This is a genomic window from Xenorhabdus innexi, from assembly GCF_002632485.1.
In the GTDB taxonomy this organism is placed as follows: domain Bacteria; phylum Pseudomonadota; class Gammaproteobacteria; order Enterobacterales; family Enterobacteriaceae; genus Xenorhabdus; species Xenorhabdus innexi.
The window spans coordinates 1-24,564 of record NZ_NIBU01000036.1; the positions used below are offsets into that span (position 1 = coordinate 1).

A 24,564-nucleotide genomic window follows, 5' to 3' on the forward strand; every position below is an offset into this window, starting at 1 on the left:
TTCATCTCGTATGTTGCGACGACAAAACACACACCTTACAAGACAGAGTAAAAGCGCCGCCTTGTGGTCACGTTCATACTTCGCTTGCACTGCTGGCGGTGCAACAATTGAAACGTTAAAGGCTTATGTGGAGAGTCAGGCGACCCCAGATTAAGCCGCTATCGCGTCTTACGCCGTAAACCCCCGCCCTCATCGGGCGAGGGTTTACGGCGAAATTGCTAATATCATTACTTGCGGGTCAGTTTTTCCAAATCTGCTTCTATTTCTGCGATCTTATTGGCAACGACATGCTCAAGATGACGTAAGTCGTCGAGGATTTTGTGTTTCAAATCCACTTCTGCCTGTTCATGCTTGCAAATCTGATCCAGCTCTTCCAACACATAGCGCAGGTTGGTGTTGATCTCTTTAATTTCTTTGTAACCTTGCCCTGTATTATCGTCAGATACCGTTTTAAGCTGGCGTGGATATTTGAACTTAACGCTTTTGGCAAAGAATTCACCCTTATCTTTGCGGAAATAAATCTTAAGAATATCGTTATTCGCTTCCTGACGGAGGCTATAGCGATCAATATCTTCAGGATGAGTGATCCCCAGACTCTTCAAATTATCGTACATAGCGCGTCACCTAGTCACCTAAATGAAATGGAAAATATCAAGAAAACAGCGGATTTATTATCCGTTTTGGGTTTACTGAAAGTCAATTAGTTAATTGTCAGAGTAGGAAGTACGAAAGGTAACCGGTTTGATTATTGAGTTTTAAAGGATAATCAGACGAATATCGCCTGAAGAGATGTTTATCAATCTGATAGTTATGTTATTTGAGCCATCCTGTTGGATGACTCAATTTTAAAACTTAGTCAATATTTCTCAGTAGTTCGTTGATACCAACTTTGCCACGGGTTTTGGCATCTACTTTCTTCACGATAACAGCGCAATACAGGCTGTAGCTGCCATCTTTGGAAGGCAGATTACCGGATACAACGACAGACCCCGCAGGTACTCGGCCATAATGGATTTCACCGGTTTCACGATCATAGATTTTAGTACTCTGACCGATGTACACACCCATTGAGATCACAGAGCCTTCTTCTACGATAACGCCTTCTACAATCTCAGAACGGGCACCGATAAAGCAGTTGTCTTCAATGATTGTCGGATTCGCTTGTAAAGGTTCCAGAACACCACCAATGCCGACGCCGCCGGACAAATGAACATTTTTGCCGATTTGAGCGCAGGAACCAACGGTTGCCCATGTATCGACCATTGTGCCTTCATCCACATAAGCACCCAGGTTGACGTAAGATGGCATTAAAACTGTATTACGTGCGATATAGGCACCCTGACGTACTGCCGCAGGTGGCACGACACGGAAGCCTTCTTTTTCGAAACGCGCCTGATCATAATCAGCAAATTTCATCGGCACTTTGTCAAAATAGCGGCTTTCAGCCCCTTCCATCACCTGATTGTCATTAATGCGGAAAGAGAGCAGGACTGCTTTTTTCAGCCATTGATGTGTGACCCATTCACCTGCGATTTTTTCAGCGACACGCAGTTTACCGTTATCCAACATCTGAATGACCTGATTAACGGCATCACGTGTTGTGTCGTCAACAGTTAAAGGCGTGATGCTGGTGCGGTTTTCAAATGCATTTTCAATAATGCCCATTAACTCGGCAATAGGTTGTATTTGCTGCATTGGTAAGGGATCCTTTATTCTTAGTCAAATATTGGTTAGTGAACGCTATACTTTATCCTTGGTGTTAAGGGCTTCTGTCAACCTTTCTGACAATTCATCTTTGATTTTTTTATCCAGCGCCAGATAATCTTTATCAGTCAACACAAAAAAATCTTCTACACGCTCGCCGATGGTTGTAATACGGGCACCGTGCAGGGAAATACCTAATTCGGCAAAAATACTGCCGACTTTTGCCAGCAGCCCAGGCTGATCCAGAGCGACTAACTCCATGTAAGTCCGCCGGATATTTTGGGTCGGTAAGAAAGTGATTTTGGGAGGAACATCAAAATGGCGCAATTTTATAGGTAACTTGCGCGTTTTGGGTGCCTTGGGATGAGGATCGTTAATGGCTTTAAGCAAAGACTGGCGGATAGGTTCATGGCGGTCAGGAGCCAGAGAGTGATCATTCGGATCCAGTATGACAAAGGTATCCATTGCCATATCATCCCGGTTTGTAAAAATTTGGGCATTATGCACACTTAAATTGCGTCGGTCTAACTCTCCCACGACCGCAGCGAAAAGAGACGGCCTGTCCTGACACCAGATAAATATTTCCGTTCCTCCATGAGAAAATGAAGTACTGATCAAGACCATTGGCTCTGGATACTGTTGATTAACTAAGTGGCTGGCATGCCATGCCAGTTGATCCGGCGTATGGCGCAAAAAATAATCGGCGTGGCAGCGGCTCCAGATAGTATGTAATCTTTCTTCGTCAATCGCTTCCTGACGCAGCAGAGCCAGAGCCTGTAAACGATTATGCCGGATACGCTCCCGTAAATCAGGCGTATTATCTATTCCCTTAAGTAACTGGGTTTCAGTCGCAAAATAAAGTTCACGCAGCAGGCTCTGTTTCCAACTGTTCCAGAGTTTGGCATTCGTGGCACAGATATCGGCAACAGTAAGACAAAGCAGGTAGTTCAGGCGGTTCTGATTTTTGACCTGACAGGCAAATTGCTGAATGACTTCGGGGTCCTGTATATCCCGTCGCTGTGCAGTGATTGACATCAGTAAATGGTAACGAACAAGCCACTCTATTAATTCAGCTTCATAAGTGGTTAATCCATGCTGTCTGGCGAATGCAAACGCATCTTTTGCTCCCAGCTCCGAATGGTCACCGTTACGCCCTTTGGCAATATCATGGAAAAAAGCAGCCAGCCGCAGTAACTCAGGCTGCGGTATACGAGGGTAGAGGTCAACACACACAGGATGAAGCAGGCGATTATTTTCATCGGCAAAACTTTCGAGTTTCTGCAATAACCGGATCGTGTGTTCATCGACGGTGTAAGCGTGGAACAGGTCAAACTGCATTTGGCCGACGATGTTGCTCCAGAGCGGCGTATAGGCACTTAACACACTGTGGCGATGCATAGGAAGTAAAGCACTTTTGACGGCGTGAGGATGCTTCAGAATCGCCATAAAAATTTTCCGGGCTTCAGGAAGTTCGCACAAGGGCTGTGTGAGATTCCTGCGGGCATAGCGAAGCTGACGTAATGTAGTGGAATAGATCCCGTTAATTTCCTGATGAACAGCCATGTGATAAAACATTTTCAGGATTGAGGCCGGATCATGGGTGAACAGTGATTCATCAATGACATCAATCAGATCCCCGCGCAATTGAAACGCTTCATTCAGGGGGCGGGGTTTTTCATCGGGTTGTAGTGTCAGTATCGCTTCATCAAACAGTTGCAGCAGCATATCGTTCAGTTCGCTGACGCGGCGTGTCACACGATAGAAATTTTTCATCATACGTTCAACAGGCTGATTATGTTCACCTTTGTAACCAAGAAGTTTTGCGACACTGAACTGCTGTTCAAACAACAGTCGGTTATCATAACGGGTGACAGACAGATGAAGGGCAAAACGGATACGCCAGAGAAAATTCTGACACTCGTTCAACTCGTCCCGTTCTTCATGCGTCAGGAAACCAAAATCGACCATTTCATCTAAAGATGTCGCCCCGAAATGGCGGTGAGCCACCCAAAGTAATGTGTGAATATCACGTAACCCTCCCGGACTACTTTTGATATCAGGCTCCAGATTGTAGCTGGTGCTGTGATAACGCTGATGGCGATTTTTCTGTTCGATCAGTTTGGCGGCAAAAAATTGGTCAGAGGGCCAGAAATCATCACTGAAAATCTGTTTCTGCAAGCGTAAAAACAGGGGTAAATCACCACAGATTAAGCGGGATTCCACTAAATTAGTAGCGATAGTCAGGTCGGCAAGCCCTTTTTCAAGGCACTCTTCGAATGTTCTGACACTGTGACCAACATCCAGACGAATATCCCAGAGCAGAGCAATAAATTGCCCAATTTGGGTTGACTGTTCTTCAGTCAGCGGATGTTCACTGAGAACCAGCAGATCGATATCAGAAAGCGGGTGCAACTCGTGCCGCCCATAACCACCAACGGCAATCAGAGAAAGAGTGTCTATCTGATCAAATCCATACTGTTGCCACAAACGGGTCAGAAGCCTGTCAATATAATCACTGCGGGCATAAATCAGCGCTGTCGTGGAAATTCCTGCCTTGAATGCCTGTTCAAGCCACAGTTGAAATTCATCAATATGCTGCTTCAGCACGGAGCATTGTAGATCGTCAGATGAAAACTCCACCGGAGAAAGCGGTGGAATAGGGGCGTGTGCAAAAGCAATATCAACTGGCATATTCAGAACCCTATGATAAGAAAAGCGTTGAGATGAACAGGCGTTATAGCCGATGGCTTAAGTAGTCGATGATGAAGCCCTGTGGGGACAGTTTATGTACAAGGGCTTCATTTAGCAATGCCGTCTTGGTGACGGGAATTTTGGCAGGAATGAAAAACTTACGCGTTAACCAACACTGCTGAAATCTGCGCTTCTTCTTCCTTACGCCACGTCATGATTTCACAGCCGTTGTCGGTAACAACAATCGTGTGCTCGTATTGTGCAGACCAGCCGCGATCTTTAGTTTTGACAGTCCAGCCATCTTTCATGGTACGGATACGATAGTCGCCCGCATTGACCATTGGTTCGATGGTGAAAGCCATGCCTTTTTGCAGCACAACACCACCATCATCCGCATCGTAATGCAGTACGTGAGGCTCTTCGTGGAAAACCCGGCCGATACCATGACCACAGTATTCACGGACAACAGAGTAATCATTGCCTTCCACATATTGCTGAATGGCTTTACCGATAGTGCGCAGACGAATACCCGGTTTCACCATTTTCAGAGCAAGATACAGACTTTCCTGAGTCACGCGGCACAGGCGCTCACCCTGAATCGTCGGTGTGCCGACAATGAACATTTTGGAGGTGTCGCCGTGAAATTCATCTTTAATCACAGTGACATCGATATTAACGATATCGCCGTCTTTCAGTACCTTGTCATCACTTGGGATACCGTGGCAAATCACGTCATTGACAGAAATACAGACGGATTTAGGAAAACCGTGGTAGCCCAGACAGGCGGAAATAGCCTGTTGTTTCTCAGTGATATGTTCGTGGCAGATCCGATCCAGTTCACCTGTGGTAACACCCGCTTTAACGTGCGGTTCGATCATCTCCAGAACTTCTGCTGCCAGACGACCGGCAACGCGCATTTTCTGAATATCTTCATCTGTTTTGATAGTAATAGCCATGAAATCAGTCCATTAGAATCGTTAAGTTACCGATTCTTTGATATGAATTAAGGAAAAAATGATGACAGTAATGGTATCAGCCCACTCTATATCTAACAATAACCGTTGACTGCCAAGAGGACAGAAAGCGATAACAAATGTTGGTGTATAGGGATGGATTATGGTATAAAGCGCGCCGGTATTCTGTGTAATTGTTTCCTGTAGAAGCAATATTTCAGAAATGCTAAATAAACTCATTTGTGTAAATAACACACACGGATCGGCACATACACCGGGGTGCTCTCATGTGACTAATTCGTATGAATATTCTTCATGCGATATCAATAGCACACAGTTAAAGAGTCGGTGTCATGGGATCTGTGGAGGCATAACCCCAATTAACTTTATAGAGGTCTAAAATGGCAACTGTTTCCATGCGCGATATGCTGCAAGCGGGCGTTCACTTCGGTCACCAGACTCGTTACTGGAACCCAAAAATGAAACCTTTCATCTTTGGCGCTCGTAACAAAGTTCATATCATCAACCTGGAAAAAACTGTTCCAATGTTCAACGATGCTTTGGCTGAACTGAACAAAATTGCTTCCCGTAAAGGCAAAATTCTGTTTGTTGGCACCAAGCGTGCTGCAAGCGAAGCAGTAAAAGAAGCAGCTCTGAGCTGTGACCAATACTTCGTTAACCACCGTTGGTTAGGTGGTATGCTGACTAACTGGAAAACTGTTCGTCAGTCAATCAAACGTCTGAAAGATCTGGAAGTTCAGTCTCAGGACGGTACTTTTGACAAGCTGACCAAGAAAGAAGCGCTGATGCGTACTCGTGAGCTTGGCAAACTGGAAAACAGCCTGGGCGGTATCAAAGACATGGGCGGCCTGCCTGATGCTCTGTTTGTTATCGATGCTGAGCATGAACACATCGCTATCAAAGAAGCAAACAACCTGGGTATCCCAGTATTCTCTGTTGTTGATACTAACTCTGATCCAGATGGCGTTGATTTCATTATCCCTGGTAACGACGATGCAATCCGTGCAGTAAAACTGTACCTGACTGCTGCGGCGACTTCTGTTCGTGAAGGTCGTTCACAGGATCTGGCTGTTCAGGCAGAAGAAGGTCTTGTAGACGCTGAATAATAAGGCATGCTCATTTCTGAGCCCTTATTGACCAGGTATTGAAATATATTGGTTAGGGGGCCTGTCAAGGCCCCCTTTACATATCTGATATAGAACTATTATCTGATAACTTTCCACGCGGAATATTATCTTCCCGCGAGACACATCGAGGAATTAAACAAATGGCTGACATTACCGCTGCTCTGGTAAAAGAACTGCGTGAGCGTACTGGCGCAGGCATGATGGAATGTAAAAAAGCACTGGTTGAAGCGAATGGTGATATCGAGCTGGCTATCGATAACATGCGTAAATCAGGTCAGGCAAAAGCGGCTAAAAAAGCAGGCCGTGTTGCAGCTGAAGGCGTTATCCTGGTTGAAGTTTCAGCAGATGCTAAATTCGCAGGTATCGTTGAACTGAACTGTGAAACTGACTTCGTTGCTAAAGATGCTGGCTTCCTGGCATTCGGTAAAGAAGTTATCGCTTCCGTTATGGCTGACAAAAACGCTGACATCGATGCCCTGAAGGCTAAGTTCGAAGAACAGCGTACTGAACTGGTTGCTAAAATCGGTGAAAACATCAACATCCGTCGTGTTGCTGTTCTGGAAGGCGAAGCTGTAGGTTCTTACCTGCACGGTGCTCGTATCGGTGTTCTGGTTGCGGCTGAAGGCGCAAGCGAAGAACTGATTAAGCACGTTGCAATGCACGTTGCTGCAAGCAAACCAGAATATGTTGATCCATCTGACGTTCCTGCTGACGTTGTTGCACGTGAGCACCAGATCCAGCTGGATATCGCAATGCAGTCCGGCAAACCACGCGAAATCGCAGAGAAAATGGTTTCTGGCCGTATGAACAAATTCACCGGCGAAATCTCTCTGAATGGTCAGAACTTCGTGATGGACCCAAGCAAAACTGTTGGCGCTCTGCTGAAAGAGAACAATGCCAAAGTTATCAACTTCATCCGTTTTGAAGTTGGCGAAGGCATCGAGAAAGTTGAAGCTGACTTCGCAGCAGAAGTTGCTGCGATGAGCAAACAGTCTTAATTGTCTGAACGGAGCCGCCGATTGGCGGTTCTGTTTTATTTAAGAAGTACTTTTACATCCGGCTGTATAGCATGGATGTGTATTAACTGAATAATTGTAGCAACCCCCAATAATCCTTATCTGCTTAGGACTGAACACCATGGCAACCAATGCAAAACCCGTATATCAGAGAATCCTGCTTAAGCTCAGTGGAGAAGCCCTGCAAGGCGCAGAAGGTTTTGGTATCGATGCTAGCGTCTTAGACCGCATGGCTCAGGAAATCAAAGAACTGGTTGAGCTGGGTATTCAGGTCGGCGTCGTTATTGGCGGAGGTAACTTGTTTCGTGGAGCCGGTCTGGCTGAAGCAGGAATGAACCGTGTAGTCGGCGACCACATGGGCATGTTGGCAACAGTAATGAACGGTCTGGCTATGCGTGATGCCTTACACCGCGCCTATGTGAACGCCCGTCTGATGTCCGCTATTCCACTGAATGGCGTCTGTGATAACTATAGCTGGGCTGAAGCCATCAGCTTACTGCGTCATGGTCGTGTTGTTATTTTCTCGGCAGGTACTGGCAACCCGTTCTTTACGACAGATTCCGCAGCCTGTCTGCGCGGCATTGAAATTGAAGCGGATGTTGTATTAAAAGCAACCAAAGTTGACGGGGTCTATTCCGCTGATCCTGCAAAAGATCCAGAAGCTGTTCTTTATAACAAACTTGATTATCAGGATGTATTGGAGCGTGAACTGAAAGTTATGGATCTTGCTGCCTTTACACTGGCGCGTGATCATAACCTGCCAATCCGTGTCTTCAATATGAACAAACCAGGCGCACTTCGTCGTGTTGTAATGGGTGAAAATGAAGGTACGCTGATTTCTCACGACTGATTTTTTGTATTCAGAGACATCAGTGAGATTTGACGGTATGATCAGCGTCCTGATGCGCCAAATTTAATGACACAGGGCCATAGTACGCCGTGTCGGCATTTATGGTCTAGAAAATAACCAGCTCCCAAGGGTTTATAACGTGATTAATGAAATCAAAAAAGACGCACAAGACCGCATGGAAAAAAGCGTCGAAGCACTGAAAAACCAAATCAGCAAGGTGCGTACCGGCCGTGCTTCTCCCAGCCTGCTGGATGGCATCAGCATCGAATATTATGGCGCTTCGACTCCTCTGCGTCAGATCGCGAACGTTGTTGCCGAAGATGCACGTACTTTAGCAATCACAGTATTTGATCGTTCTATGACTGCGGCTGTTGAAAAAGCGATTATGGCTTCTGATTTGGGTCTGAACCCATCTTCTGCGGGTACGATTATTCGCGTTCCTTTGCCACCGCTGACTGAAGAACGTCGTAAAGATCTCATCAAAGTTGTTCGTGGTGAGGCAGAGCAGGGTCGTGTGGCGGTTCGTAATATTCGCCGTGATGCTAACGATAAAGTGAAAGCCCTGCTGAAAGATAAAGAAATCAGTGAAGATGAAGAACGCCGTTCACAGGACGATATTCAGAAACTGACTGATACCTTCATTAAAAAGGTTGATGAAGCACTGGCGAACAAAGAAGCTGAGTTGATGGATTTCTAATAACCATTTCCTTGCTATATCCGGTTATACCCAGCGTATTTCGAGTTGCACCGTAGCTAATAAAGAGGCAATTTGAAAGATGGCGGGTATAACTCAACGCCGCAGCCCTGCGGCGTTATTCTTATCATTTAATATTATCAATATTACATTTCGTATCACATTTCTTTCTCAGGCAATGGACATAGTGATCAGGACAGATCAAACTATTGCGATTTTATATCAGTAGAATACTCGAGTATTAATATGAAACGCTTAACTATCCTCGGTTCAACGGGGTCCATCGGGACAAGTACACTCTCAGTTGTCAGGAAGAACCCGGAGCAATTCCGTGTAGTAGCACTTGTTGCCGGGAAAAATAGCGGGATCATGGCTCAGCAGTGTCTGGAGTTTCAGCCTCAGTATGCTGCAATGGCAGATGAACATTCAGCGACAGAGTTGCGGCGGTTATTGCAGGAACAGGGCTGTCAGACTGAAGTTCTGTCCGGAAAAGAAGCTATCTGTGATTTAGCCGCACTGGATGATGTCGATCAGGTTATGTCTGCGATTGTTGGTATCGCAGGTTTACTGCCAACTCTGGCAGCCATCCGCAAAGGTAAGCAGGTTTTGCTGGCAAATAAAGAATCACTAATTACCAGCGGGCGCTTATTTATGGAGGCTGTTAATCAATACAAAGCACAATTGCTGCCGATTGATAGCGAGCATAATGCCATTTTCCAGAGCCTGCCTGAGTCAGTCCAGCACAACCTTGGTAATGCAACGTTAAAAGATCATGGCATTTCCAGCATTATTCTGACTGGTTCTGGTGGCCCATTCCGCAAAACGCCACTGGAAAAATTTCCTTATTTCACACCCGATGAAGCCTGTGCTCATCCAATCTGGTCAATGGGACGCAAAATATCCGTTGATTCTGCAACAATGATGAATAAAGGGTTGGAATATATTGAAGCCCGTCACTTGTTCAATGCTTCTGCTGATGAAATGGAAGTTCTGCTGCACCCGCAGTCGGTGATCCACTCAATGGTGCGCTATCAGGACGGCAGTATTATTGCACAGTTGGGAACACAGGATATGTGTACACCAATCGCTTACAGCATGGCTTATCCCAACCGGATTGAATCCGGTGCCAGACCGCTGGATTTTACTGAACTCAGCACACTGACTTTCGAAGCACTGGATTATCGTCGTTACCCATGTCTTAAACTGGCAATTGATGCCTGTCATGAAGGTCAGTCAGCAACAACCGGGCTGAATGCCGCTAATGAAGAAACAGTCAGTGCCTTCTTGCAGAATAAAATTCGTTTTACTGATATTGCGATGGTAAATCGGCAGGTTGTTGAAAAATTAAATTTACCTGAACCTCAAAGTATTGAAGAGGTCTTAGAAATCGACCAGATAGCAAGAACTCTGGCGAAAGAGGCAATTGGGGCCTCTGTTAACTAGCGAATTTTGTTAATAAGTATATGTTTGTTTGCATTTTGGCAAATGGTATAGTTCGCAGGTAAATTGTAGTTGCTATAATAGCCAGTTCAATATTTAGCGTATTTTGGCTCACGTTTTTGAACCATGTATCAGAGATAAGGGTTTTCTATCAGGTATATGCCAGAAACAGCCGTGATAATTGTTGGCACGGCTTTTTCGTGTGTGAAAATTCTTGAGCTATACAATGCCAGCTTAATTATTTAAGGATTAGTTTGAGTGATATCTCCGAGTGATTGTGACTCATCGCTGCCATTACCCAGACATGTTGCCATTATTATGGATGGTAATGGCCGTTGGGCAAAAAAGCGTGGGAAATTAAGAGTTTTTGGTCATCGTGCAGGAATTAAGGCTGTGCGGAGTGCTGTGAGCTTTTCGGTTAAAAATAACATCGAATCACTGACATTATATGCTTTCAGTAGTGAAAACTGGAATCGACCACAACAAGAAGTCAGTTCATTAATGGAACTGTTTGTTTTTGCCCTCGATAATGAAGTGAAGAGCTTACATAAGCACAATGTGAAATTGTCTGTTATTGGTGATATTAGTCGGTTTAGCGCACGGTTGCAGGAGCGTATCCGCCGTTCCGTGGAATTGACGGCGGGCAATACCGGATTGCAGCTTAATATTGCTGCCAATTATGGCGGTCGCTGGGATTTAATTCAGAGTGTCAGGCAGATTGCTGAAAAAGTCAGGGCAGATCAGCTTGAACCTGAAGAGATTACCGAATCAACCGTGAGCAGCTTCATGAGTCTGAGTCAGCAATCTGATGTTGATTTAGTGATCAGAACCGGAGGCGAGCATCGTATCAGTAATTTCCTGTTATGGCAGATAGCTTATGCAGAATTATATTTTACCGATATACTTTGGCCTGATTTTGATGAAACAGCCTTTGAAGGTGCTATTAATGCCTTTACTAAACGAGAACGCCGTTTTGGCGGAACGCCAGACGATGCCGAAGTGGGATCATAGGAGGAGAACTTGCTGAAGTACCGTCTTTTAACTACGTTAATATTAATTCCTCTTGTTGTTGCAGCTCTGTTTTTACTTCCTCCTTCAGGATTCGGGTTGGTTGTCATCGCAGTTTCAGCACTTGCGGCATGGGAATGGGGGCAGTTTGCCGGGCTATTCACTCAGGCCAAACGTGTAGCACTGGCCGTATTGTGTGCCGCGGGGCTGCTTGCTTTGCAATATTCTTTGACAGATTTCACTCACCTTACTGAAAAACCACAAATTCTGTATCTATTATGGGCGGGAATGCTCTGGTGGATTGTGGCTGTCTTATTAGTTGTTGCTTACCCTGCCTCAGCTTCTATTTGGAAATCTTCCGTTATACTGCGCTTGTTATTCGGCTTTCTGACGATTGTGCCATTCTATTGCGGGATGATGGTTCTCCGCACTCAGGGCTATGAAAATAATACTTACAATGGTGCGTGGTGGCTGCTGTATGTGATGCTGTTGGTTTGGGCTGCTGATTCAGGCGCTTACATTTTCGGCCGCACATTAGGTAAGCATAAAATGGCACCTAAAGTATCACCGGGTAAAACCCTTGAAGGGCTGGCGGGCGGGTTGCTGACAGCGGCGCTTATTTCCTGGTTGTTCAGTAAGTACGCTCTGGTCTCTGCGATGCCAGAGAACTTACTGCTGATTTCTGTTGTTGTCGTTATTGCCTCTGTTTTTGGTGATTTGGCCGAAAGCATGTTCAAACGGGAATCAGGTATTAAAGACAGTAGCCAGTTGATTCCGGGGCATGGCGGTGTGATGGACAGGGTAGACAGTTTAACGGCGGCAGTTCCTGTTTTTGCGGGGCTGGTCATGTTAGTTTCTTCTGGGTTTGGTCTTTGAAGGTATAGCAATGGATATTCTCTGGAATCTGGCTGCATTTATTGTTGCATTGGGCGTGCTTGTCACAGTGCATGAATTTGGTCACTTTTGGGTGGCCAGACGGTGTGGTATTTACGTTGAACGCTTTTCTATCGGGTTTGGTAAAGCACTTTGGCGTCGTACAGATAAACAGGGAACCGAATTCGTCATTGCCCTTATCCCTTTGGGCGGCTATGTCAAAATGCTCGATGAACGAGTTGAGGCGGTTGCCCCTGAACGCCGCCATATGGCGTTCAATAATAAAACGATCGGGCAGCGGGCAGCCGTTGTCAGTGCCGGGCCAATCGCAAACTTTATTCTGGCTGTTATCGCTTACTGGCTGGTTTTTGTGATCGGCGTACCTTCGGTACGATCGGTGATTTTGGATATCAAACCCGACTCTATTGCGGCTCAGGCAAATATTTTACCCGGAATGGAACTAAAAGCCGTTGATGGTATCGAAACTCCTGACTGGAATTCAGTAAGGCTCGCTTTAATAAGTAAAGTCGGAGAATCTTCTGTGTCGCTGGATGTAGCACCGGAGGATTCTTCGGAATCCATTCAAAGAACGCTGGATTTACGGAACTGGGCTTTTGATCCATCCCGACAGGATATCCTGCTGTCTTTAGGTATTATGCCGGTTATTCCGTACCCTAGCTCTCAGGTAGAGAACATTTATCCCGGTTCAGCGGCAGAAAAAGCAGGTTTACAAAGCGGGGACAGGATAGTTAAAGTCGATGGTCAGAATGTAGATATCTGGCATCCTTTTGCATCTTACGTCAGGAAGAATCCAAATGTTCCTCTGAAACTGGATGTTGTAAGAGCTGGCAATACGATGGCTCTGTCACTGATACCTGAAGCCAGAAAACTTTCCGATGGACGTGAAGAGGGGTTTGCTGGCGTTGAATTAAAAGTCATCCCACTGGCTGATGAATACAGAACAGTTCAACAGTATGGGCCTTTTTATTCTGTTTATGAAGCCGGGGAGAAAACCTGGCAGCTGATCAAGCTGACCGTAAATATGATTGGCAAACTGATTGTCGGGGATGTGAAACTTGATAATCTGAGTGGCCCTATTTCCATCGCCAAGGGAGCTGGTGTGTCGGCGGATTCTGGCTTGGTGTATTATTTGATGTTTTTGGCGTTAATCAGCGTCAATCTTGGGATCATAAACTTGTTCCCATTACCTGTACTAGATGGTGGACACTTGCTTTTCCTTGCTATCGAGAAGATTAAAGGAGGGCCGGTTTCCGAGCGTGTACAAGACTTCAGTTATCGCATTGGTGCTATATTGCTGGTGTTATTAATGGGGCTTGCACTTTTCAATGATTTCTCCCGCTTTTAGGTGGGAGACCAGTTAGGAAAACGCATAACAACGATGGCGATGAAAAAGTTGCTCATAGCGTCGCTGCTGTTCGGCAGCGCCACTGCATACGGTTCAGACGGATTCGTAGTTCGGGACATTCATTTTGAGGGTCTTCAACGTGTCACCGTTGGTGCAGCATTATTGAATATGCCAGTGCGCGTAGGTGATACAGTCAGCGATGAAGATATCAGTCGTATGATTCATGCCCTGTTCGCGACTGGAAATTTTGAAGATGTTCGTGTCCTGCGTGATGGTGATTCACTGGTTGTTCAGGTAAAAGAACGTCCAACCATTGCCAGCATTACTTTCTCCGGTAATAAGGCGGTGAAAGATGACATGCTCAAGAGTAACCTTGAAGCATCACGCGTTCGTGTTGGTGAAGCTCTTGACCGCACCATGCTGTCGAATATCGAAAAGGGCCTGGAAGATTTTTACTATAGTGTCGGTAAATACAACGCTACAGTGAAGGCTGTTGTCACACCACTTCCCCGTAACCGGGTTAACCTGAAACTTGTTTTTTCTGAAGGTGTTTCTGCCAAAATACAGCAGATTAACATTGTTGGTAATAAAGCCTACTCAACGAGTAAATTGCTCGATAATTTCCAACTCAGAGATGATGTTCCGTGGTGGGATCTGACGGCTGATCAGAAATATCAGAAACAGAAATTAGAGGGCGACCTTGAAAAATTGCGCAGCTTCTACCTTGATAGAGGATACGCGCGGTTTAATATTGATTCGACTCAGGTCAATCTGACACCTGATAAAAAAGGGATTTATATTACTGTCAACATCACTGAAGGTGATCAATATAAAATTTCAGGTGTTGATGTAAATGGTAATCTGGCGGGCTATCAGTCTGAAATCACAGAACTGACGAAAATTAAGCCGGGTTCGCTGTATAACGGAACAGAAGTCACCCACATAGAAACGGCCATCAAACATCTTCTTGGCCGTTATGGTTATGCTTATCCCCGTGTCATGACACAGCCTGAAATCAATGATGCCGACAAAACTGTGAAACTGCACATCAATGTAGATGCCGGTAACCGCTTCTATGTACGTAATATTCGTTTTTCTGGCAATAGCACCAGTAAAGATTCGGTATTGCGTCGTGAAATGCGTCAGATGGAAGGGGCATGGCTGGGTAATGATTTAGTTGAATATGGTAAAGAACGCCTCAATCGTCTGGGTTACTTTGAAACTGTTGATGTTGCAACCGAGCGTGTACCGGGCAGTCCGGATCAGGTTGACGTAATTTATAAAGTCAAAGAACGTAATACAGGCAGCATGAACTTCTCGGTAGGCTACGGTACTGAAGGCGGTATGAGTTTTCAGGTCGGAGTTCAACAGGATAACTGGCTGGGTACAGGTAATGCTGTGGGGATTAATGCCAGTAAGAATGATTACTCAACATCAGCCGATTTATCCTTTACGGACCCTTACTTCACGATTGACGGTGTAAGTTTAGGAGGGCGGGTATTTTATAATGATTTCCGCGCGGATGACGCTTCGCTTTCTAACTATACCAATAAATCATATGGTACAGATGGCACGCTCGGCATTCCTCTCAATGAGAATAACTCACTGTATGCCCGGTTAGGTTATGTTAACAATTCCCTGTCTAATATACGCCCTCAATTGGCGATGTGGCGTTATATGGAGAAAATGCATAAAAAGCCGGATTTTGAGGAAAAAGCCAGGTTTGATGCTAATGACGTAACAATGACGGTTGGCTGGAGCTATAACAATCTTGACCGCGCGTTCTTCCCGACTTCCGGTGTTAAAGCCGGTCTGGATACTAAAGTCACGGTGCCCGGTTCCGATAACCAATTCTATAAAGTTACGCTGAACTCTTCTGCTTACTATCCTATTGATGATAACCGTACCTGGGTCATGATGGGTCGTACCCGACTGGGTTATGGCGGCGGCATTGGTGGCAAAGAACTGCCGTTTTATGAAAACTTTTATGCGGGTGGCTCCAATAGCGTCCGTGGCTTCCGCCCTAACAATATCGGGCCAAAAGCGGTTTATCTGGTAAAAGGTGCAGACGGTAAGCCTGATATGACAAAAGCATCCCTGTCTCAGGATGCAGTAGGGGGTAATGCACTGGCAGTTGCCAACTTCGAACTGATTACGCCAACACCGTTCCTGGATGCAAAATATGCCAATTCAGTAAGAACTTCTCTGTTTGTTGATGCGGGAACAGTATGGGATACCAATTGGGATAACAGTTACGCAGGGTTACCTGACTACGGTAAACCGAATAGAGTCCGTGTTTCTACAGGTATCGCACTGCAATGGTTATCACCATTGGGCCCGCTTTCTTTCTCCTATGCGAAGCCAGTTAAAGATTACAAAGGGGATAGAACAGAGCAATTCCAGTTCAATATTGGTGGGACATGGTAAGAAATCAATCGTTATTGGTGGAAAATCGCTTTATTATTGGATAAGGCGATTATATGACCTGTGAGTTTCGGGTTGCATCGCAGTCCAAAAAGAGGCAGCTTGGAAGACAACGGGTATCAATATCCCAACGTGTAAAATGGCGTAGGTCAAAGGAGTTTATAGTGAAGAAAGTACTGTGTGCAGTAAGCCTTGGTATTGCATTAGCGTTTTCTGCCGGTGTTCAGGCAGCAGACAAAATCGCTGTTGTGAATGTTGCTGAAATTTTCCAACAATTGCCAGCTCATGAAGCTGTTGCAAAGCAACTGGAAAGTGAATTCAAAGGCCGAGCTTCCGATTTACAGCGTATGGAATCTGATTTGCAGGCTAAAATCCAGAAATTGCAGCGTGATGGCTCAACGATGAAAGCGAGTGAACGCGAAAAACTGGAAAAAGACGTAATTGCTAAACGTGATGAGTTTGCGAAAAAGGCACAGTCTCTTGACAATGATAGCCGCCGTCGTCAGGCGGAAGAGCGTGATAAGCTCGTGAATCGTATCCGGGATGCGGTTAAGGTCGTTGCAGGTAAAGAAGGCTATGACATTGTTCTGGATTCAAGTGTCGCGGTCTATACTACATCCGGTAAAGATATTACCTCAGACGTAATGAAGCAGGTTAAATAAGTAAATGGTTTCAATTCGATTGGCTGACCTTGCTCAGCAGTTGAATGCGCAATTACATGGTGATGGCGATCTCGTCATCACTGGTATTGCCCCTATGTATTCAGCAAACAGCGAACAAATTACATTTTTATCAGATAGCCGTTATACCGATAAACTTGCAGAGTGTCAGGCTGCGGCAGTTGTGTTGCGCGAAGCTGATCTTCCTTATTGCAAGGTTGCTGCGTTGGTGGTTGATAACCCTTATCTGGCTTATGCGCGTATGGCGCAAATTATGGATACAACGCCACAGCCAGCGCAGGATATCCACTCATCAGCAGTGATTTCTCCAGAGGTGACATTGGGAAGAAATGTTGCAATCGGAGCAAATACTGTCATCGAATCGGGTGTTGTACTGGGTGACGGAGTCGTTATTGGTGCCGGATGTTTTGTTGGTAAAAATACCCATATTGGTGCAGGAACCCGCCTTTGGGCCAATGTTTCGGTATATCATAATGTCGAAATTGGTGAGCAGTGTCTCATTCAGTCAGGTGCTGTGATAGGATCTGATGGTTTCGGCTATGCGAATGATCGCGGAAATTGGATTAAAATTCCGCAATTAGGCACGGTAATTATTGGAGATCGCGTTGAAATAGGCGCATGTACCACTATCGATCGTGGTGCTCTGGATAACACTGTTATCGGTAATGGTGTTATCATTGATAACCAGTGTCAGATTGCCCACAACGTTACAATTGGTGACAACACGGCAGTTGCGGGCGGTGTCATTATGGCGGGCAGCCTGAAAGTCGGCCGTTATTGTATGATTGGCGGAGCCAGCGTTATCAACGGGCATATGGAAATCTGTGATAAAGTAACTGTGACTGGCATGAGCATGGTAATGCGTCCAATCACTGAACCTGGTGTATACTCATCAGGTATCCCGCTACAACAGAATAAAGTCTGGCGTAAGACGGCTGCTTTGGTAATGAATATCAACGAAATGAATAAGCGGCTGAAATCTGTTGAACGCAAGCTTGAAGGTAACGACAAGTAATCATACGAACTTTTTGTTGGTTAAGTTTTTATTTTTGCGGCCTGTTTGATAACTCCACCGGGGTTAACGCAGGCCGCGTCATTAGTGCTTTGTTTTTATACTGCATTAGTTTTAGTGCATATTTTTAATACTACGATTGGATATAGACAGGAAGAGTATTTAGATGAGTGATAATCATACTCTGCAAATTGACGAAATTTTGAAATTACTACCACATCGCTACCCATTTCTGCTGGTAGACCGAGTCCTGGATTTCGAAAAAGGCAAGTTTCTGCGGGCAGTTAAAAATGTAACGGTTAATGAACCATTTTTTCAGGGGCATTTCCCGGGTAAACCTATTTTCCCCGGTGTATTGATCCTTGAAGCAATGGCTCAGGCGACAGGTATTCTGGCATTTAAAAGTGTTGGTACGCTGGAGCCGGGAGAATTGTATTACTTTGCAGCTATTGATGGAGCGCGTTTTAAGCGTCCGGTTCTGCCAGGTGATCAAATGATTATGGAAGTAGAGTTTATTAAAGAACGCCGTGGTGTTGCGCGTTTCAGAGGTGTAGCGAAAGTCGATGGAGAAGTGGCTTGCGAAGCTGAAATGATGTGTGCCCGCCGCCGTGAGGCTTAATGCATGATTGATCCGACCGCTGTTATTCATCCTTCTTCAATTATTGAAGAGGGAGCTATTATTGGTGCCAATGTCCGCATTGGCCCATTTTGTTATATTGGTTCGCAAGTAGAAATCGGTGAAGGGACTGAATTAAAATCCCATATTGTGATCAACGGGATAACCAAGATTGGCCGGGATAACCAAATTTATCAATTTGCTTCAATTGGTGAGGTCAATCAGGATCTGAAATATCAGGGTGAACCGACCCGGGTTGAAATCGGGGATCGTAACCGTATCCGCGAAAGTGTATCTATTCACCGTGGTACTGAACAGGGTGGTGGTTTAACTAAAGTCGGCAGTGATAATCTGTTGATGATTAATGCCCACATTGCTCATGATTGTATTGTTGGTGATCGTTGTATCATTGCTAATAATGGTACTTTGGGCGGGCATGTTATCCTCGGTGATTACGTGATCATCGGTGGCATGACAGCCGTTCATCAATTTTGTCAGATTGGTTCCCATGTTATGGTCGGCGGTTGTTCCGGTGTTGCTCAGGATATACCTCCTTATGTCATTGCGCAGGGGAATCATGCCACACCTTTCGGTTTAAATATTGAAGGCCTGAAACGTCGTGGGTTTGATAAAGAGTCGCTGCACGCTATTCGCAATGCGTATAAAGCACTTTATCGCAGTGGAAAAACGTTGGAAGAGGCCAGAAGTGAGCTCGCAATTCTGGCTGAAAACAATCCACATGTGAAATTATTCAGTGATTTTCTGGTGAATTCAGCAAAATCCAACCGCGGCATCATTCGCTAAGTAGATAAAGGGTGCTCCTTTGACTACCATTTCTTCTGTTAACCATCAGCGCCCACTGACAATTGGCTTAGTCGCCGGAGAAACATCCGGTGATATCCTTGGGGCGGGGCTGATCCGTGCATTGAAAGCTAAAATTCCTGATGCCCGTTTTGTGGGTGTCGCAGGTCCTCTTATGCAGGCTGAAGGCTGTGAAGTCTGGTATGAGATGGAAGAACTGGCGGTCATGGGGATCGTTGAAGTTCTGGGGCGTTTGCCGCGTTTACTAAAAATCCGCAAAGATTTAACCACCCGTTTTACTGCGTTAAAACCGGATGTTTTTGTTGGTATTGATGCCCCTGATTTCAACATCACTTTAGAAGGCCGTTTAAAACAGCAGGGGATCAGGACGATTCATTATGTCAGTCCATCTGTGTGGGCATGGCGCCAGAAGCGGGTGTTCAAAATCGGCCGTGCAACAGATCTGGTACTGGCATTTCTGCCTTTTGAAAAAGCGTTTTATGACCGGTTTAATGTTTCGTGCCGGTTTATTGGTCATACAATGGCTGATGCGATGCCATTGCAAACAGACAAAATAGCAGCCAGAAAAGAGTTGGGTATTCCGCCGGATGCTCATTGTCTGGCTATCCTGCCGGGCAGCCGTCACGCTGAAGTCGAAATGCTGAGCGCCGATTTTTTGAGAACCGTGCAGTTACTCAGGAATAAACTGCCTGATCTGCATGTATTGGTTCCACTGGTCAATACCAGACGGCGTGAGCAATTTCAGCGCATAAGAAATGAAGTTGCGCCGGATTTATCCATTCACTTATTAGATGGTCAGGCTCGTGCAGCCATGATCGCCAGTGATGCAACTTTACTGGCATCCGGTACGGCAGCACTGGAGTGTATGCTGGCTAAATGCCCGATGGTCGTGGGTTATCGGATGAAGCCTTTTACATTCTGGCTGGCAAAACGTCTGGTGAAAACCCCCTATGTTTCTCTGCCTAATTTGCTGGCAGGTAAAGAATTAGTCAAAGAATTACTACAGGATGAATGTGAGCCTCAGGCACTGTCGGAAGCATTATTGCCGCTGTTGCGTGGTGGTGTTGAGGTGGAAGGGTTGAAAGAAACCTTCCTGCATTTGCATGAAAGTATTCGCTGTGATGCTGATGAACAGGCGGCGCAGGCGGTACTGGAATTAGCGAGAAGATAATGAATTTTGTTTATCCGCAGGCAAATCTGATTGCCGGTGTTGATGAAGTCGGGCGTGGCCCGCTGGTAGGAGCAGTCGTGACTGCGGCAGTTATTCTTGATCCTGCCAACCCCATTACCGGCTTAATGGATTCGAAAAAACTGACAGAAAAACGTCGCGAAGCGCTTTATCTCGAAATTAAAGAAAAAGCATTGTGCTGGAGTCTCGGACGTGCAGAACCGGAAGAAATTGATCAAATCAATATTCTTCACGCCACAATGCTTGCAATGCAACGGGCTGTTGCGGCTCTGGCAATTCAACCTGATTATGTCCTGATTGACGGAAACCGCTGCCCGGCATTACCGATGTCATCACAGGCTGTCGTTAAGGGAGATAGTCTGGTGGCTGAGATCAGTGCCGCCTCTATTCTGGCTAAAGTGACACGGGACAGAGAAATGGCCGAGCTGGATAAACAGTTCCCTGAATATGGTTTTGCAAAACACAAAGGTTATCCTACTGCCCTGCATTTGGAAAAACTCGCTTTGCTGGGTGCGACGGAACACCACCGTAAAAGTTTTGCGCCAGTTAAACGCGCACTGGCAATTGGATAAAGATCTGGAATAAGTATCGACTATGACAGAACCACGTTTCGTACACTTACGTGTTCACAGCGATTATTCAATGATTGATGGCTTAGCCAAAACCGGCCTGCTGACAAAAAAAGTCGCCGGATTGGGGATGCCAGCTTTTGCAATCACTGATTTTACCAACCTGTGTGGCCTTGTGAAATTTTATGGCAGTGCCCATAGCGTAGGAGTTAAACCCATTATCGGGGCTGATTTCTATATGGAAAGTGAGCAGTTGGGTGATGAGTATGCCCATCTGACCATTCTGGCCCGTAATAATGAGGGTTATCAGAACCTGACTTTACTGATTTCTGAGGCTTATCAGAAAGGCTATGGTGCAATTGGTCCGACTATCAGACAGGAATGGCTGGTTAAACACAAGGCAGGGTTGATATTGCTGTCAGGCGGGCGCATGGGTGATGTGGGCAAGTTTTTGCTACGTGGCAATCGCGTGTTAGTCGATCAATGTCTGGATTTTTATCAGGAACACTTTCCAGATAGCTACTATCTGGAACTGATTCGCACCGGGCGTCAGGATGAAGAATCCTACCTGCACGCTGCGGTTGAGCTGGCGACAGAAAAAAACCTGCCGGTCGTGGCGACTAATGATGTCTGTTTTCTGGAAAGTGATGATTTTGAAGCGCATGAAATCCGCGTAGCTATTCATGACGGCTATACACTTTCCGATCCCAAACGCCCGAAAAATTACAGTCCACAGCAGTATTTACGCAGTGAACAGGAGATGTGTGAGCTTTTTTCTGACATCCCTGAGGCATTAGCAAATAGCGTAGAAATAGCAAAGCGATGTAATGTCACAATCCGTCTCGGCGAGTATTTTCTTCCTCAGTTTCCTACGGGAGATATGAGTACCGAAGATTTCCTGATTGAAAAATCTAAACAGGGTTTGGAAAAGCGTCTGGCGTTTCTCTACCCTGATCCGGAAGTTCGGGCGCAAAAGCGGCCGGAATACGATGATCGTCTGGATATAGAACTGAAAGTTATCAACCAGATGGGATTCCCCGGCTACTTCCTGATCGTGATGGAGTTTATCCAGTGGTCGAAAGATAACGGTGTTCCCGTAGGGCCGGGGCGTGGCTCCGGTGCAGGCTCCCTCGTCGCTTATGCATTAGAAATAACCGATCTCGATCCGCTGGAGTTTGACCTGCTGTTTGAACGTTTCCTTAACCCGGAACGTGTTTCTATGCCTGACTTTGATATCGATTTTTGTATGGAAAAACGTGATCAGGTGATTGATCACGTTGCTGATATATACGGGCGTGATGCAGTATCGCAGATCATTACTTTCGGTACGATGGCGGCAAAAGCGGTTATCCGCGATGTCGGGCGGGTACTCGGACACCCTTATGGCTTTGTTGACCGGATATCGAAGCTGGTTCCGCCTGATCCGGGTATGACACTGGAAAAGGCCTTTGCCGCAGAGCCTCAGTTACCTGAAATTTACGAAGCGGATGAAGAAGTCAAAGCGCTGATAGACATGGCGCGAAAATTGGAAGGGGTCACTCGTAACGCAGGTAAACATGCTGGTGGTGTGGTCATCGCACCGACTAAGATTACCGATTTTGCGCCTATTTACTGCGATCCGGAAGGATTGAACCCGGTTACTCAGTTCGACAAAAATGATGTGGAATATGCCGGTCTGGTGAAGTTTGACTTTCTCGGCCTGAGAACCCTGACCATCATCAACTGGGCACTTGAGATGGTGAATGCCCGCCGCACCAGAAAAAATCTGGAGCCCATTGATATTACGGCAATCCCACTGGATGATCAGAAAAGTTTCGATATGCTGCAACGCTCCGAAACAACGGCTGTGTTCCAGCTTGAATCCCGTGGCATGAAGGATTTGATCAAGCGTCTTCGTCCTGACTGTTTTGAAGATATGATTGCATTGGTGGCATTGTTCCGTCCGGGGCCATTGCAATCAGGCATGGTAGATAACTTTATCGACCGTAAACATGGGCGGGAAGAACTTTCTTATCCGGATGTCGAATGGCAGCATGAATCCCTGAAACCTGTACTGGAGCCAACTTACGGCATCATCCTTTATCAGGAACAGGTCATGCAGATTGCACAGGTTCTGGCGGGTTATACGCTTGGTGGAGCAGATATGCTTCGCCGTGCGATGGGTAAGAAAAAACCGGAGGAGATGGCAAAGCAGCGTTCAGTATTTGAAGAAGGAGCCATTAGTCAGGGCGTCAATGGCGAACTTGCGATGAAGATCTTCGATTTGGTGGAGAAATTCGCAGGTTATGGCTTCAATAAATCTCACTCTGCGGCTTACGCGCTGGTTTCTTATCAGACATTATGGTTAAAAGCGCATTATCCGGCAGAATTTATGGCGGCTGTAATGACAGCCGATATGGATAATACCGAGAAAGTCGTTGGTCTGGTGGATGAATGCTGGCGTATGGGGCTGAAAGTCCTGCCACCTGATATTAATAGCGGGCTATACCATTTCCACGTCAATGACGAAGGCGAAATTGTTTATGGCATCGGTGCCATCAAAGGCGTTGGTGAAGGGCCGATTGAAGCCATTATCGAAGCTCGTCAGAAAGGCGGGCATTTTAAAGAGCTGTTCGACCTGTGTGCCCGAGTTGATACTAAAAAGCTGAACCGTCGTGTGATGGAGAAGCTGATTATGTCCGGATCATTCGACAGGCTGGGGCCACATCGTGCCGCTTTGATGTCTTCACTGGAGGATGCCCTGAAAGCTGCGGATCAACACGCTAAGGCTGAAGCCATCGGGCAGGCAGATATGTTCGGGGTGCTGGCTGAGGAGCCTGAACAGATTGAACGCTCCTATGCAAGTACACCTAAATGGCCGGATCAAGTGGTATTGGATGGTGAACGTGAAACGCTGGGATTATATCTGACAGGTCATCCTATCACGGGTTATTTAAAAGAAATTGAACGATATACGAATGGATTACGTCTAAAAGATGTGAACCCAACCCCCCGTGGACAGGTGACAACTGTAGTCGGTCTGGTACTGGCATCCAAAATTGTGACGACTAAACGCGGTAATCGTATTGGTATCTGCACGTTGGATGATCGTTCAGGGCGGCTGGAAATTATGCTGTTCACTGATGCACTGGAAAGATATCAGCACTTGTTGGAACAGGACAAAATTTTAATCGCAACCGGACAAGTCAGCTTTGATGACTTTAGCGGTGGGCTTAAAATGACAGCCCGGGAATTAATGGATATTAGTGAGGCGCGGGAAAAATTTGCACGCGGGCTTGCTATCTCGTTATCAGACAGGCAAATTGATGAGCAATTATTGAACCGTCTCCGTGGCGCACTGGAGCCACATCGTTCAGGTACGATACCGGTTCATCTTTATTACCAGCGGGTAGATGCTCGTGCCCGTTTACGATTCGGGGCAACATGGCGGGTAACTCCAACGGATACCCTTTTGACAGATCTGCGAACTCTGCTGGGTAGCGAGCAGGTAGAATTAGAATTTGACTAAA

21 protein-coding genes are annotated in these 24,564 nt (G+C 46.0%); 17 read left to right on the plus strand and 4 right to left on the minus strand.

The features are described from left to right. A partial coding sequence (locus tag Xinn_RS13445) for a transposase (protein WP_211286012.1) occupies window positions 1-154 on the plus strand: 154 nt, incomplete at its 5' end. 73 nt (window positions 155-227) lie between these two features. Here the strand turns inward: Xinn_RS13445 and Xinn_RS13450 are convergent. The 4 genes from Xinn_RS13450 to map all read right to left on the minus strand — a co-directional run bounded on the left by Xinn_RS13450 (window position 228) and on the right by map (window position 5,351). After that, entirely contained in the window at window positions 228-614 is a 387-nt protein-coding gene (locus Xinn_RS13450) for a DUF3461 family protein (protein WP_086955300.1), read from the minus strand. A gap of 238 nt (window positions 615-852) precedes the next feature. After that, window positions 853-1,695 (minus strand): 2,3,4,5-tetrahydropyridine-2,6-dicarboxylate N-succinyltransferase, encoded by an 843-nt coding sequence (dapD, locus tag Xinn_RS13455; protein ID WP_422645991.1) that lies wholly within the window; start codon window positions 1,693-1,695, stop codon window positions 853-855. 45 nt (window positions 1,696-1,740) lie between these two features. Beyond that, window positions 1,741-4,395 (minus strand): bifunctional uridylyltransferase/uridylyl-removing protein GlnD, encoded by a 2,655-nt coding sequence (gene glnD / locus Xinn_RS13460; protein WP_086955301.1) that lies wholly within the window; start codon window positions 4,393-4,395, stop codon window positions 1,741-1,743. A gap of 158 nt (window positions 4,396-4,553) precedes the next feature. Then, on the minus strand, window positions 4,554-5,351 hold the full coding sequence (gene map, locus Xinn_RS13465; protein WP_086955302.1) for a type I methionyl aminopeptidase: 798 nt from the start codon (window positions 5,349-5,351) through the stop codon (window positions 4,554-4,556). Between the two features lie 398 nt (window positions 5,352-5,749). Between map and rpsB the strand changes: the two genes are divergently transcribed. The 16 genes from rpsB (at window position 5,750) to dnaE (ending at window position 24,563) form a co-directional block, all read left to right on the plus strand. Further along, complete coding sequence (rpsB, locus tag Xinn_RS13475; protein ID WP_086955303.1) at window positions 5,750-6,475, plus strand: 30S ribosomal protein S2; 726 nt, start codon at window positions 5,750-5,752, stop codon at window positions 6,473-6,475. 161 nt (window positions 6,476-6,636) lie between these two features. Beyond that, window positions 6,637-7,494, plus strand: coding sequence for a translation elongation factor Ts (gene tsf / locus Xinn_RS13480; RefSeq protein WP_086955304.1), 858 nt, complete (start codon window positions 6,637-6,639; stop codon window positions 7,492-7,494). 139 nt (window positions 7,495-7,633) lie between these two features. Beyond that, a complete protein-coding gene (gene pyrH, locus Xinn_RS13485; protein ID WP_086955305.1) occupies window positions 7,634-8,362 on the plus strand; it encodes a UMP kinase in 729 nt (242 codons plus the stop codon). Window positions 8,363-8,501: 139 nt separating this feature from the next. Next, window positions 8,502-9,059, plus strand: coding sequence for a ribosome recycling factor (gene frr, locus Xinn_RS13490; protein ID WP_086955306.1), 558 nt, complete (start codon window positions 8,502-8,504; stop codon window positions 9,057-9,059). Window positions 9,060-9,302: 243 nt separating this feature from the next. Further along, window positions 9,303-10,499: a 1-deoxy-D-xylulose-5-phosphate reductoisomerase gene (ispC, locus tag Xinn_RS13495; RefSeq protein WP_086955307.1), complete on the plus strand. Its 1,197-nt coding sequence runs from the start codon at window positions 9,303-9,305 to the stop codon at window positions 10,497-10,499. A 315-nt stretch (window positions 10,500-10,814) separates the two neighbouring features. Continuing rightward, on the plus strand, window positions 10,815-11,507 hold the full coding sequence (gene ispU / locus Xinn_RS13500; RefSeq protein WP_244590202.1) for a (2E,6E)-farnesyl-diphosphate-specific ditrans,polycis-undecaprenyl-diphosphate synthase: 693 nt from the start codon (window positions 10,815-10,817) through the stop codon (window positions 11,505-11,507). Between the two features lie 9 nt (window positions 11,508-11,516). Then, a complete protein-coding gene (gene cdsA / locus Xinn_RS13505; RefSeq protein WP_086955309.1) occupies window positions 11,517-12,380 on the plus strand; it encodes a phosphatidate cytidylyltransferase in 864 nt (287 codons plus the stop codon). 10 nt (window positions 12,381-12,390) lie between these two features. Next, complete coding sequence (gene rseP / locus Xinn_RS13510) at window positions 12,391-13,743, plus strand: sigma E protease regulator RseP (RefSeq protein ID WP_086955310.1); 1,353 nt, start codon at window positions 12,391-12,393, stop codon at window positions 13,741-13,743. 33 nt (window positions 13,744-13,776) lie between these two features. Further along, window positions 13,777-16,170, plus strand: coding sequence for an outer membrane protein assembly factor BamA (bamA, locus tag Xinn_RS13515; protein WP_086955311.1), 2,394 nt, complete (start codon window positions 13,777-13,779; stop codon window positions 16,168-16,170). A gap of 161 nt (window positions 16,171-16,331) precedes the next feature. Then, a complete protein-coding gene (gene skp, locus Xinn_RS13520; protein WP_086955312.1) occupies window positions 16,332-16,829 on the plus strand; it encodes a molecular chaperone Skp in 498 nt (165 codons plus the stop codon). A gap of 4 nt (window positions 16,830-16,833) precedes the next feature. Beyond that, complete coding sequence (gene lpxD / locus Xinn_RS13525) at window positions 16,834-17,862, plus strand: UDP-3-O-(3-hydroxymyristoyl)glucosamine N-acyltransferase (RefSeq protein WP_086955313.1); 1,029 nt, start codon at window positions 16,834-16,836, stop codon at window positions 17,860-17,862. Between the two features lie 163 nt (window positions 17,863-18,025). After that, window positions 18,026-18,478 (plus strand): 3-hydroxyacyl-ACP dehydratase FabZ, encoded by a 453-nt coding sequence (fabZ, locus tag Xinn_RS13530; protein WP_086955314.1) that lies wholly within the window; start codon window positions 18,026-18,028, stop codon window positions 18,476-18,478. Between the two features lie 3 nt (window positions 18,479-18,481). Beyond that, the gene (lpxA, locus tag Xinn_RS13535) at window positions 18,482-19,279 is read left to right on the plus strand and encodes an acyl-ACP--UDP-N-acetylglucosamine O-acyltransferase (protein WP_086955315.1); all 798 of its coding nucleotides are present in this window, start codon (window positions 18,482-18,484) and stop codon (window positions 19,277-19,279) included. A 4-nt stretch (window positions 19,280-19,283) separates the two neighbouring features. Then, complete coding sequence (gene lpxB / locus Xinn_RS13540) at window positions 19,284-20,468, plus strand: lipid-A-disaccharide synthase (RefSeq protein ID WP_086955316.1); 1,185 nt, start codon at window positions 19,284-19,286, stop codon at window positions 20,466-20,468. Further along, window positions 20,468-21,058: a ribonuclease HII gene (gene rnhB / locus Xinn_RS13545; RefSeq protein WP_086955317.1), complete on the plus strand. Its 591-nt coding sequence runs from the start codon at window positions 20,468-20,470 to the stop codon at window positions 21,056-21,058. The genes lpxB and rnhB overlap by 1 nt, the downstream gene beginning before the upstream one ends. 22 nt (window positions 21,059-21,080) lie before the next feature. Beyond that, complete coding sequence (gene dnaE / locus Xinn_RS13550; RefSeq protein WP_086955318.1) at window positions 21,081-24,563, plus strand: DNA polymerase III subunit alpha; 3,483 nt, start codon at window positions 21,081-21,083, stop codon at window positions 24,561-24,563. The last annotated feature ends 1 nt before the right edge of the window (window position 24,564 follow it).

Excerpts from the sequence above, each read along its gene's own strand:
- Xinn_RS13450 (WP_086955300.1), bottom strand. The coding sequence starts at position 614 with ATGTACGATAATTTGAAGAGTCTGGGGATCACTCATCCTGAAGATATT.
- dapD (WP_422645991.1), bottom strand. The coding sequence starts at position 1,695 with ATGCAGCAAATACAACCTATTGCCGAGTTAATGGGCATTATTGAAAAT.
- glnD (WP_086955301.1), bottom strand. The coding sequence starts at position 4,395 with ATGCCAGTTGATATTGCTTTTGCACACGCCCCTATTCCACCGCTTTCT.
- map (WP_086955302.1), bottom strand. The coding sequence starts at position 5,351 with ATGGCTATTACTATCAAAACAGATGAAGATATTCAGAAAATGCGCGTT.
- rpsB (WP_086955303.1), top strand. The coding sequence starts at position 5,750 with ATGGCAACTGTTTCCATGCGCGATATGCTGCAAGCGGGCGTTCACTTC.
- tsf (WP_086955304.1), top strand. The coding sequence starts at position 6,637 with ATGGCTGACATTACCGCTGCTCTGGTAAAAGAACTGCGTGAGCGTACT.
- pyrH (WP_086955305.1), top strand. The coding sequence starts at position 7,634 with ATGGCAACCAATGCAAAACCCGTATATCAGAGAATCCTGCTTAAGCTC.
- ispC (WP_086955307.1), top strand. The coding sequence starts at position 9,303 with ATGAAACGCTTAACTATCCTCGGTTCAACGGGGTCCATCGGGACAAGT.
- ispU (WP_244590202.1), top strand. The coding sequence starts at position 10,815 with ATGGATGGTAATGGCCGTTGGGCAAAAAAGCGTGGGAAATTAAGAGTT.
- rseP (WP_086955310.1), top strand. The coding sequence starts at position 12,391 with ATGGATATTCTCTGGAATCTGGCTGCATTTATTGTTGCATTGGGCGTG.
- bamA (WP_086955311.1), top strand. The coding sequence starts at position 13,777 with ATGGCGATGAAAAAGTTGCTCATAGCGTCGCTGCTGTTCGGCAGCGCC.
- lpxD (WP_086955313.1), top strand. The coding sequence starts at position 16,834 with ATGGTTTCAATTCGATTGGCTGACCTTGCTCAGCAGTTGAATGCGCAA.
- fabZ (WP_086955314.1), top strand. The coding sequence starts at position 18,026 with ATGAGTGATAATCATACTCTGCAAATTGACGAAATTTTGAAATTACTA.
- lpxA (WP_086955315.1), top strand. The coding sequence starts at position 18,482 with ATGATTGATCCGACCGCTGTTATTCATCCTTCTTCAATTATTGAAGAG.
- rnhB (WP_086955317.1), top strand. The coding sequence starts at position 20,468 with ATGAATTTTGTTTATCCGCAGGCAAATCTGATTGCCGGTGTTGATGAA.
- dnaE (WP_086955318.1), top strand. The coding sequence starts at position 21,081 with ATGACAGAACCACGTTTCGTACACTTACGTGTTCACAGCGATTATTCA.